5 protein-coding genes are annotated in these 11,910 nt (G+C 59.7%); all 5 read left to right on the top strand.

Annotated features, from left to right (window positions below):
* The first annotated feature begins 149 nt into the window (after positions 1-149).
* Complete coding sequence (locus HNQ01_RS18925) at positions 150-959, top strand: IS5 family transposase (RefSeq protein ID WP_173807059.1); 810 nt, start codon at positions 150-152, stop codon at positions 957-959.
* A 348-nt stretch (positions 960-1,307) separates the two neighbouring features.
* Positions 1,308-4,175, top strand: a complete 2,868-nt coding sequence (locus tag HNQ01_RS18920) for an SNF2-related protein (RefSeq protein WP_173807058.1) — start codon at positions 1,308-1,310, stop codon at positions 4,173-4,175.
* Complete coding sequence (locus HNQ01_RS18915) at positions 4,175-7,258, top strand: TrlF family AAA-like ATPase (protein ID WP_173807057.1); 3,084 nt, start codon at positions 4,175-4,177, stop codon at positions 7,256-7,258. Before HNQ01_RS18920 ends, HNQ01_RS18915 begins: the two co-directional genes overlap by 1 nt.
* Positions 7,258-9,090 (top strand): site-specific DNA-methyltransferase, encoded by a 1,833-nt coding sequence (locus tag HNQ01_RS18910; RefSeq protein WP_173807056.1) that lies wholly within the window; start codon positions 7,258-7,260, stop codon positions 9,088-9,090. The genes HNQ01_RS18915 and HNQ01_RS18910 overlap by 1 nt, the downstream gene beginning before the upstream one ends.
* Positions 9,087-11,828, top strand: a complete 2,742-nt coding sequence (locus tag HNQ01_RS18905; protein WP_173807055.1) for a DEAD/DEAH box helicase family protein — start codon at positions 9,087-9,089, stop codon at positions 11,826-11,828. The genes HNQ01_RS18910 and HNQ01_RS18905 overlap by 4 nt, the downstream gene beginning before the upstream one ends.
* Positions 11,829-11,910: the final 82 nt, after the last annotated feature.

Here is an 11,910-nt window from a genome sequence, read left to right as displayed (position 1 = left end):
TGCTGGCGAGGCTCGTTTCTGGCGCGTTGGGCATCAGAGGGACTCGATTTCAGCGCTCATGCACGCCGTGCGGCGACTTGTGCAGAGCATCCCTAGAGCGTGTTATGAACTTCCCGCAAGCCATCTGGCGCCACTGAGGATCTGAATCCGTGACCTGCAAACCCTACCCGAGCGACGTCAGCGAAGAGGAATGGCATTTCGTGGCGCCGTACCTGACGCTGATGGATGTGAATGCACCGCAGCGCCGGCACGACCTGGGGGAGGTGTTCAACGCGCTGCGCTGGCTTGCGCGGGCCGGTGCGCCGTGGCGGCTGCTGCCGCACGACCTGCCGCCCTGGCAGATGGTGTACCAGCAGTTCCGGCGCTGGGACGAGGCGGGCTGCTTCGAGGCGATGCTCAACGACATGCGCTCGATCATTCGGGTCAGCGAAGGCCGCCGGGGCCAGCCCAGCGCGGTCGTTCTGGACGGACGCACGCTGCAGAGCAGTTGCGAAAGTGGTGTGCGGGCGGGCTACGACGGCTACAAGAGACGGCGTGGCAGCAAGGTGCACATGGCCGTCGACACGCTGGGGCAGTTGATCGCGCTGACGGTCACCTCCGCCGACGAGCAGGAGCGCGCGCAGGCCAAGGCGCTGTGCGAGGCGGTGCAGGAGGCCACCGGCGAGACGGTCAAGCTGGCGTGGGCGGACCAGGGCTACACCGGCGAGCAGGCCAGGCAGGACGCCCAGGCCAGCGAGATCGACCTGCAGATCGTCAAACTGCCCGAGGCGAGGAAGGGGGTTGTCCTGCTGCCACGACGCTGGGTGGTCGAGCGCAGTTTCGGCTGGCTGTCGCGCTTTCGCCGGCTCAGCCGTGATTTCGAGCGCTTGCCTCAGGTGCTGGCCAGCTTGCACTTCGTCGTCTTCGCCATCCTCATGCTCCCCAAGGCTGCAGCGGTGCTGGCGGCGGGAAGTTCATAACACGCTCTAGGTGGTGGAGTTACATGTGCGCGTTCTTGCCCAACCGCTTCGGTCAGATCGGCCGGGCGCAGACCGTGTCGGGGCCGCCCTGACCTGCGATTGGGGTCATTGCGGTTTCGGGCGGGTTTGTCCAACAGAGTCGTCTGTGAGTGTTGTTTGACACTCGCTCCCTCTTCCTGTTTTCCAATCTGGTGGTAATTTTCCATTCACGCTGCACACTTTTTCCTTTTTTCTCCTGATCGAGGTGATCAGCTATGCAAAGATTCGTGATCTTCCCGACTCCGGAAGCTCGGGCAAAGCACGAGAGTTGATACCTACGGCGGACATAAAGATCTGCCCCCGCTGCTGATGGAAAACTTACTGACAGAACACCAACGTCTCTACTACGCTTGGCTCCTCACGCGGCGACAGGCTGGCGACTCGGTCGAGTCGCTGGCGACCACCCTGGTGGACTCCCAAGTCGATCTCAATCCCCACCAGGTGGAAGCAGCGCTGTTCGCCTGTGCCAATCCGCTATCGCGCGGGGTCATCCTAGCGGACGAGGTGGGACTGGGTAAGACGATCGAAGCTGGGCTGGTCATCTCCCAGCGCTGGGCTGAGCGTCGCCGCCGCATCCTGATCATCGTCCCCGCCAACCTCCGCAAACAGTGGCACCAGGAGCTGCTGGACAAGTTCAACCTGCAAGGTGTTCTGCTGGAGGCCAAGAGCTACAACGCCCTGCGCAGACAAGGCCGCCGTAATCCCTTCCAGGGGGCAACTGGCCCTGTCATCTGCTCGTACCAGTTCGCCAAGGCCAAAGCCAAAGACATCAAGGCGGTCGAATGGGATCTGGTGGTGCTGGATGAAGCGCATCGCCTGCGCAATGTCTACAAGACCAGCAACGTCATCGCCAAGACGCTAAAGGAGGCGCTGGCCCACGTCCACTCCAAGGTGCTGCTGACGGCCACGCCGCTGCAGAACTCGCTGCTCGAGCTGTATGGGCTGGTCAGCATGATTGACGATCGGGTGTTCGGCGACATCGACAGCTTCCGCTCGCAGTTCACCGCTCAGCCGCGCGAACAGGCCTTCGCCGCGCTCCGCACTCGCCTGGCATCGGTGTGCAAGCGAACGCTGCGCCGGCAAGTGCAGCAGTACGTGCCTTACACGGCACGTCGCGCCATGGTGGAGGAATTCACCCCGTCGACCGAAGAACGCGAGCTGTCCAACCTGGTGGCCGACTACCTTCGTCGGCCCAACCTCAAGGCGCTGCCCGAGGGGCAGCGGCAGCTGATCTCGCTCGTGCTCTGGAAGCTGCTGGCGTCATCCACGCACGCCATCGCGGGCGCACTCGAAACCATGGCCAAGCGCCTGGAGGGCGAACTGGAGGCTTCGCCCGATGTGCCGAACCTGACGGAAGTGCTCGACGAGGACTACGAGTCACTCGACGAAACGGCCGACGAATGGGATGAACGCTCAGGCAGTGACACGTCTGCATCCGCAGACCAACGGGATGCCGTGGCGCAAGAAATTGCCGAGCTGCGTCACTTCAAGACACTGGCCACCAACATCCGTGAGAACGCCAAAGGCACGGCCCTGCTGACGGCGTTGGACAAGGCCTTTGCCGAACTGGGGCGACTGGGCGCAGCCAAGAAGGCCATCATCTTCACAGAGTCCAAGCGGACCCAGGAATACCTGCTGGCCCTGCTGGAGAAGACTCCGTACGGCGAGGGCATCGTGCTCTTCAATGGCACCAACAGCGACGCCCGTGCGCAAGCTGTCTACGCCGACTGGCTGAAGCGCCATCAGGGTACCGACAGGATCACGGGTTCTCGCACGGCGGACACCCGGGCAGCCCTGGTCGAGCACTTCAAGGAACGCGGCACGGTAATGATCGCCACCGAGGCCGGCGCCGAGGGCATCAACCTCCAGTTCTGCTCGCTGGTCATCAATTTTGATCTCCCGTGGAACCCCCAACGCATCGAACAGCGCATCGGCCGCTGTCATCGATACGGGCAGAAGTTTGACGTGGTGGTGGTCAACTTCGTCGACCGCAGCAACGAAGCCGATGCCCGCGTCTACGAACTGCTGGACCAGAAGTTCCAACTCTTCGAAGGCGTGTTTGGTGCCAGCGACGAGGTGCTGGGCGCCATCGGCTCGGGCGTGGATTTTGAGCGCCGCATCGCGGAGATCTACCAGAACTGCCGAGATCCGGAAGAGATCAAGGCCAGCTTCGAGCAGCTGCAGCGCGACCTGTCCGGCGAGATCACTGAAGCCATGGTCAAGACGCGGCAGATCCTGCTCGAGAACTTCGATGAAGAGGTGCAGGACAAGCTGCGCATGAGCGCCGAGGCAAGCCGCGCGGCTCGTGGCAAATACGAGCGCATGCTGCTCGATCTGACTCGGGCGGAACTGGCGGGGTGCGCTGATTTCGATGACGACGGCTTTGTGCTGCGAGAGCTTCCCGCACGCGAGCTTTCAGGCATCGAACTGGGGCGTTACGAGCTGCCACGGCGCTCGGGTGCGGCACACCTGTACCGTGTAGGCCATCCACTTGCAGAGTGGGTTGCCGGGCAAGCCAAGTCTCGAGAGTTGCCGACTGTCAAGCTCCTGTTCAACTACGGCGCCTACGGCACCCAGATCAGTACGTTGAAGAACTACCGCGGAAGGTCTGGATGGCTCACTGTCAGCCGTGTGTCGGTGGAGGCCTTAGGCAATCTGGAAGAGCAGATCATCGTCGCAGCAGTCACAGCAGACGGTTTGCCCTTACCTGAAGATGATCCATCGAAGATTTTGCGTCTGCCCGCGAAACATTCGGGGCCAGCCGACGTCGACGGACCACCCTCTGCGCTTTCCGAGGATCAGCTGGGCAGGAGGAAAGCCCTCCTGCGCGAGATCAACCAGCGCAACCTTGGCTACTTTGAGCAAGAAGTTCAGAAGCTGGACGCCTGGGCCGACGACCTGAAGTTGGGCATCGAGCAAGAGATCAAAGAAATCGATCGGCAAATCAAAGAGGTTAGGCGCACCGCAGCCAGTGCGCCTACGCTCGAAGAGAAGTTATCGTGGCAGAAAAAGCAACGTGAACTCGAAAGTATGCGCACCAAGCTGCGGCGCGAACTCTTCAACAAGCAAGATGAAATCGAAGCCCAGCGCAACGACATCATCAGCCAGCTAGAGGGTCAGCTCAAACAACAAGTCAACGAGCAGCCTCTGTTTTGTATTCAATGGGAGCTCATCTAATGTCAAAAAGGGAGACCGCCAGAGGGTCGGTCTGGCGCCAGTGGGATCTGCACATCCACACGCCAGCGTCATTTCACTGGCTGGGGAAAAAGTTCAGGGACTGTGCAGATGCCGACGAGCGGCGTGCCCTCATCGATCAAATGATCGAGGCGCTGAACAAGGCAGAGCCTGCAGTCTTTGCCATCATGGACTACTGGACCTTCGATGGCTGGCTTGCACTAAAGGCACGGCTCAAAGAGGCCGGAGCTCCAGCACTTCACAAGAAGGTCTTCCCAGGTATTGAGCTCCGAATGGCCGCTCCGATGAAGGGCCGGCTCAACGCGCACGTTCTGTTCTCTGATGAGATCGAGGATCAGGATCTGCTCGACTTCAAGCAGGCACTCAAGGTCGAGCTGGTAAACCGCCCATTGTCAGACGCGGCCTTGGTCCAGCTCGCCCGCGAGGCTGGCGCCGACAAGCTGAAGACTCACGGATTCGACAAGGCAGACGTGGACGCGTCAGAGGAGAAGGCCTTGCTCGCTGGCGCGACCATCGCGGAACTGAACCCCGAGTCGTACCGGACTGCGATCGCCATGGTCAAGCAGGGACAGGCCATCGGGTTCATGCCCTTTGACACCAACGATGGCCTGGCGGAAGTGAAGTGGCATGAGCACTACGCCTACGCCATGGGACTCTTCCAGAGCTCCCCCATCTTCGAATCGCGCAGCGTCGACTTGCATGCGGCTTTCGCGGGTGTGAGGACCGGTGGCAACGCAAAGTTCTTTGACAACTTCTTCAGTGCGTTGAAAACGGTCCCGCGTCTTGCCGTGTCTGGCAGCGACGCGCATTGCTTCGTCGGCGTTGCCGGCGACAACAACAAGCGTGGCTACGGGGACTTCCCCTCCGACAAGAAGACTTGGATCAAGGCCGATCCCACCTTCCAGGGTCTCAAGCAGGCCATCCTGGAGCCTGCGAAGCGGTCATACATTGGCGTCAAGCCTCCCAAGCTCCAAGCCGTGGAGACCAGCAAGACTCACTTCATCGAGTCGATCGAAATTGCCAAGACAGGTACCAAGGCTGGCATCGGCAACTGGCTGAACGGCTGCGACCTCCTGCTCAATCCGGACCTTGTTGCCATCATCGGCAACAAGGGCAGCGGCAAGAGCGCACTGGCGGATGTCATCGCCACGCTCGGCCACTCCCGGCAAGCCAAACACTTCAGCTTCCTGAAGCGTGACCGCTTCTTGGGCAAGAGCGGCGATCCCGCACGTCATTTCACTGGCACCCTGTCGTGGCGAGACGAGAGTACCGAGGCGAGGACGCTGGACGCCCTTCCCACGGACGAAAAACAGGAACTGGTCAGATACATCCCTCAGAACTACTTCGAAGAGCTCTGCAACGATCACGTCTCTGGCAAGTCAGACGCCTTTGAACAGGAGTTGAGGGCCGTCATCTTTTCGCACACCAGCGAGGAGATGCGTCTTGGTGCTCTCGATTTTGATCAGCTCACGGAACAGCAGGAACAGGCACTGAGAAATCGGCTGGGAGAGTTCCGCAAGGATCTCAAGACCCTCAACGGCGACATCGCTCGCATTGAAGATCAGCTTCAGCCAATCGAAGAGAAGAAGTTGACGGACCAGTTGTTGGTCAAGACACGCGAAATCGAAGAGCACCAGAAGATCAAGCCGGCCGAGGTTGCACCGCCACCGGAGACGATGGAGCCCGAGCAGAAGCAGGCCGCAGAAGCACTCGCAGCAACGGCTCAGAAGATTGAAGAATCCACCAAGCGCACGCAGCAGATCCAGGCGGACCTGACATCAATCGCCAGGAAGCAAAAGGCGATCGCCAACGCTCGGGAGCAACTGCGCTTGCTGCAACGCGCCTACGACCAAGCTCAGCAGCAGGTTGCGGCAGACCTGCAGCTTGCGGGTCTGAGCTGGGCTGACGTGGCGAAGTTGGAGATCAAGACCAGCCTGATCGACGAGCGGTCTGCGGCCTTTGGTGAGCAGCAGTCAGCTTTGCAAACCGAGGCGGCCGCCTTGACCGGCACCCTCGAGGCCCTTGAGCAAGAGAAGAAGGCGCACGCGACCAAGCTCAACGCACGTCAACAGCAGTTCGAAACCTACCAGCAGCAGCTCACTGAGTGGACCAAGAAGCTTGAGGCCTTGACCGGTACGCCGACGGATCCGGACACCAAGACGGGCTTGGAAACTCGCCTGGCTCAGATCAAGGAGTTGCCCGGCAAGCGTTTGGAACTGCAAGCACAGCGACTTCAGCTGACAGCCGAAATCTTCGACTCCTTGGATGCGCAGCGAAAGGCGCGAGAAGAGCTCTTCAAGCCGGTGCAGGACTTGATCAAAGCGAATGACCTGATCCGCGAGGACTATCGTCTCCAGTTCCAGGCGACCCTGGCCGCTTCGGCCGAAGCCATCGCGGAGCGCCTCTTCGCCTTGATCAAACAGACATCAGGTGCGCTGCGTGGCCAGGACGAGGCGTTGTTGACCGTCAAGAAGCTGTTTGACAGCCAGGACCTGAACACCAAAGAAGGTGCCCTGGCTTTCGCGACGGCCTTGCATGAAACGCTTGTGCAGGCGGCCAAGAGTTCTGGCACCGAGGTTGGCATCACCAGTCTCCTAAAGAAGGGTCAAACAGCCGTTTCGGTCTACGACCTGATCTTCGGACTCGATTTTCTCGAACCACGGTATTCGCTGCTCTTCCAGGACACGCAGATTGAGCAGTTGTCTCCCGGGCAGCGCGGCGCGCTGCTGCTTATCTTCTATCTGCTGGTGGACAATGGCAAGACGCCCATCATCTTGGATCAGCCAGAGGAAAACCTGGACAACGAGACCGTGTTCCGGCTCTTGGTGCCAGTCCTGTCCGAAGCCAAGAAGAAGCGCCAGATCATCATGGTCACCCACAACCCGAACTTGGCCGTGGTGTGTGACGCAGAACAGATCATCCACGCGTCCTTCGACCGTGCCGCAGGCTGTGTCATCAACTACATCGCTGGATCCCTGGAAAATCCGATGCTGAATACCGCGGTAGTTACTGTGCTTGAAGGCACCAAGCCTGCCTTCAACAACCGTTCCGGAAAGTACCACTAATGAGCAATTCGAAGCAAAAACTAGAACTCACCTGGATCGGAAAGGAAAAGCGGCCCAAGCTGGAGCCGCGTATCCTGCTCGAAGATCCAGGGAAGTCGTATCACGCCAAGCGTCGCGTGACCGATGGCGACATTTTCGATAATCGACTGATCTTCGGTGACAACCTGCTCGCCCTAAAGGCGCTCGAGCAGGAGTTTCACGGGAGAATAAAGTGTATTTATATTGACCCCCCCTTCAACACAGGGCAGGCCTTTGAGCACTACGATGACGGCCTAGAGCATTCGCTCTGGCTTTCACTCATGCGCGATCGACTTGTTATTCTGCACCGCTTGCTGTCAGACGAAGGATTGTTCTGGATCCAACTTGATGACAATGAGGTTCATTACTGCAAGGTAATTCTTGATGAGATCTTTGGGCGGCAGAATTTCATCTCTCACATTACATACGAACGATCTGGCGCTGCCGGTCTGGGGTTGGGCGGCTTTATTGTTAGCACCGGCGAGAGTATTCTCCTCTACAAGAAGAACAAGTTGCCTCAAAGGCGGGTTCTATCCCACGAGTTGCTTGATGGCAAAACGATGAAGAGATACAACAAAGCTCTGGTCAATGCCGGAGAACGTACGCTGGTCAGGGAGTTCGAATCAAAGTCAAACGGCGAGCTTGTCAAGGTTTTCAAGCACACCGGTTTTGAAATAAAAACCATCTCGCTCGCAAAATTTGAAGAGCGCGAAGAGCAAATCAGGTCGGAGTTTGCCGACAACTTTGATGCACTCTTCCGAACCAATCAGATACAAAAGGAAAACCAATTCCAAAGGGACTTGGTTTCCTTGATGGATAAGAGTCATCTGTACACGGTCGACTACACGCCAAGCCGTGGCAAGCACGAGGGCAAGCTAACAACTCTCTACTACTTCAACGCAGAGTTGTTCGCATGGTTAAAAGACACTGCAGAACTGTCTGATGGTCAAATCACCAAGTCATCAAGCATAACTAACGTATGGACGCATTCAGAGATTCCAAAGGCAGATATCGCTAGTGAGGGTGGGGTCGATTTCCCACGAAGCAAGAAGCCTGAACAGCTGCTCCGTCGGATCATTGATATGTCAACCGAGCCCGGAGACTGGGTTCTGGACTCATTCGCGGGATCTGGAACAACTGGCGCAACTGCGCACAAGATGGGGCGCCGCTGGATCATGGTGGAATTGGGCGAGCATTGCCACACGCATGTTTTGCCTCGAATGCGTAACGTGATTGACGGGGTGGATTCACGCGGAGTCAGCTCGGTGATGGGGTGGAAGGGAGGGGGCGGATTTCGTTACTCCCGTCTTGCCCCAAGCCTGATCATCAATGATCGCTGGGGTAACCCGGTCATCAACCCTGAGTACAACGCTGCTCAGTTAGCCGAAGCGCTCTCCAAGCTGGAAGGCTTCACCTACGCCCCATCGGAGCTGTACTGGTGGCAACACGGGCATTCCAGCGAGCGGGACTTTATCTACGTCACAACCCAAAATCTGTCCGCAGAGCAACTGCAAGCGCTGTCTGATGAGGTCGGCAGTGACAAGAGCCTGCTGGTGTGCTGCGCAGCCTTCCACGGCATCACGGCCGCGCAAGCCTCCGCTCGCTGGCCGAATCTGACGCTGAAGAAGATTCCGAAGATGGTGCTGGCCCGCTGCGAGTGGGGGCATGACGACTACAGCCTCAACGTGGCCAACCTGCCCATGGCGCAGGAAGACGAGCCAGCAGTTGCCTCCAGCCCAGTCACTCGAAAAACAAAGAAGACGGCCAGCGCCAACGAAGCGCAGAGCGGCCTGTTCGGGGAGAACGAAGCATGAATGCACGGGTACAGAACGCGGTGACGGGCCGCCTTTCGCTGCGTCCACCGCAGTCGGAGTCGCTAGGCAGACTGGTTCGGGCGCTGGAGGCTGCGCCCAGCCTGTTGGGCCATGACCAAGATGTCGCGTCCATCCTGGCGACGCTCAAGGGGGAGTTCCCCACGCTGGAAGACTTTGAGCGCGAGTTCCCATCGCTTTGCTTCTCGCTGGCCACGGGCGTTGGTAAGACGCGGCTGATGGGGGCGTTCATCGCCTACCTGCACCTGGCGCACGGCATCAACAACTTCTTTGTGCTGGCGCCCAACCTGACCATCTACAACAAGCTGATTGCCGACTTCACCCGCAACACGCCCAAGTATGTGTTCAAGGGCATCGCGGAGTTCGCGCAGCAGCCGCCCCTGATCATCACGGGCGACAACTACGACCAGACCGGTGCGGTGGTGCAAGATCAGACGGCTGGCTTTGCCCACGACGTGCGCATCAACATCTTCAACATCTCGAAGATCAACTCCGAGGTACGTGGCGGCAAGGAACCGCGCATCAAGCGGATGCGCGAAGTGCTGGGTGACAGCTACTTCAACCACCTGGCCAACCTGCCGGACCTGGTGCTGCTCATGGACGAGTCGCACCGCTACCGCGCCAGCGCGGGCGTGCGTTCCATCAACGAGCTGAAGCCGCTGTTCGGCCTGGAGGTCACGGCCACGCCGTTTGTCGAGTCGACCAAGGGCCCCGTGGCGTTCAAGAACGTGGTGATGGAGTACTCCCTTGCGCGCGCGATGGAAGACGGCTTCGTCAAGGAACCGGCCGCCGTCACCCAGCGCAACTTCAACGCCAAGGCGCACACTCCTGAAGAGATTGAGCGGATCAAGCTGGAAGACGGTGTTCGCCTGCACGAAAGCACCAAGGTCGACCTGCTGACCTACGCCCGCGAGAACGGGGTGAAGGTGGTGAAGCCCTTCATGCTGGTGATCGCCAGGGACACCACGCACGCGTCGCAGCTGAAGGAAACGATCGAATCCAAGCTTTTCGATGGCCGCTACCAGGGCAAGGTGATCCAGGTGGACTCCAGCCGTACGGGCGCGGAAGAGGAGGAGATGATCACCAAGCTCCTGGCCGTGGAGAGCGTGGATGAGCCGACCGAGATCGTCATCCACGTCAACATGCTCAAGGAAGGCTGGGACGTCACCAACCTGTACACCATCGTGCCGCTGCGAGCCGCGAACGCACGCACCCTGATCGAGCAGTCGATTGGCCGTGGTCTTCGTCTGCCCTATGGCAAGCGTACGGGCGTTTCGGCGGTGGACCGCCTGAACATCGTTGCCCACGACAAGTTCCAAGAGATCATCGACGAGGCGAACCGTGGCGACTCTCCGATCCGCCTGAAAGAGTTTTTCCTGGAAGCGCCAAGCGCAGAGGACAAGAAGGTCAGCGTTCAGGTCGGGTCTGGCGCGATGACACGTCTGGGCCTCACGGTGCCACCGACCATCGCCCCTGCGCCAGCGAACACCGGCGCTACACTGACGCCTGCCGCGCCAGCTCCCGTCTTCGCCACGGAAGGTGAGCGGCAGGCGGCCCGGGTGGTGATGGACGTGATCGGAAAGTACGAGGTCAAGCGCGACCTGGTGCCTACCAGCAACGCGCTGCTCAAGCCCGAGGTGCGGGCGGCCATCCTGGCCGAGGTGACCGAGCGGCTGAAGCCGACCCAGGGCAATCTGCTCGAAGGTGCTGATAACAGCGCCCCCGTGCTGGACCTGTCCGCCGTGGTGGCGAAGACCACCGAAATCGTGGTCCAGCAGACCATCGACATCCCCCGCATCGCGGTGGTGCCCACGGGCGAGGTGACGACAGGCTTCCATCCATTCAAGCTGGGCACTTTGCCCAACTTCCAACCGGGTCAGCGCGAGATCGTGGGTCAGGAGCTGCGTACGAACGAACAGTTCACCATGAGCCGCGAGGCCGGGGTGAAGGAGCAGCGCTTCGAGGACTACATCGTCAAGAAGCTGATCGACTTCGACGACATCGACTACTTCACCCAATCAGAGCTGCTGTACGACCTGGCTGGGCAGGCGGTGGCGCATTACAAGGCGCAGAACTACTCGGAGGCTGAACTGCACGAGGTGTTCGACACCTACGGTGCCGAGCTGGCCCGACTGATCCGCGCCGAGATGATGGCCCACTTCTGGGAAGAGGCGACCGAGTACGAAGTGCAGGTCAGCCGCGGCTTCACCGAGCTCAAGCCCTGCAACTACACGGCCGTGGCCGGTCAGACCGCGCACCACTACCGCGAGACGGTGACCGACCTGGGCAAGATCAAGCAGATGCTGTTTGGCGGCTTCGCGCGCTGCCTGTACCCGCTGCAGAAGTTCGACTCGGACACCGAGCGCCGCTTTGCCGTCATCCTCGAGCGTGACGCGCTGAAGTGGTTCAAGCCTGCCAAGGGACAGTTCCAGATCTACTACAAACTGGGCACTGAGCAGCCGGAGTACATCCCCGACTTCGTGGCTGAGATCGACAACAAGATCTTCATGGTGGAGACCAAGGCCCGCACCGACATCGACACCCAAGAGGTGCAGGCCAAGGCGGCGGCTGCGGTGCGCTGGTGCAAGCATGCGTCCGATCACGCAGCCTCGGTTGGTAGCAAGTCGTGGCACTACCTGCTGGTTCCGCACGACGAGATGTCGGAATCGAAGCGGTTGACAGACTTCTTGAGGTACGAAGTCAGGCCTTGCATACCGTAAGCTCCCCCGTCAAGCAGACAGCTGATTCCCAGAGTCTGCGGCGGTTGTGGTGATCAATCGGGGCATGAACTGCTTGGGCGAT

Source organism: Sphaerotilus uruguayifluvii, assembly GCF_013294065.1.
Lineage (GTDB): Bacteria > Pseudomonadota > Gammaproteobacteria > Burkholderiales > Burkholderiaceae_C > Sphaerotilus > Sphaerotilus uruguayifluvii.
This window is presented reverse-complemented; position numbering and strand designations above follow the sequence as displayed.

What these genes read in the sequence shown, in the direction of transcription:
- HNQ01_RS18905 (WP_173807055.1), top strand. Translation starts at nt 9,087, where the DNA reads ATGAATGCACGGGTACAGAACGCGGTGACGGGCCGCCTTTCGCTGCGT.
- HNQ01_RS18915 (WP_173807057.1), top strand. Translation starts at nt 4,175, where the DNA reads ATGTCAAAAAGGGAGACCGCCAGAGGGTCGGTCTGGCGCCAGTGGGAT.
- HNQ01_RS18920 (WP_173807058.1), top strand. Translation starts at nt 1,308, where the DNA reads ATGGAAAACTTACTGACAGAACACCAACGTCTCTACTACGCTTGGCTC.
- HNQ01_RS18910 (WP_173807056.1), top strand. Translation starts at nt 7,258, where the DNA reads ATGAGCAATTCGAAGCAAAAACTAGAACTCACCTGGATCGGAAAGGAA.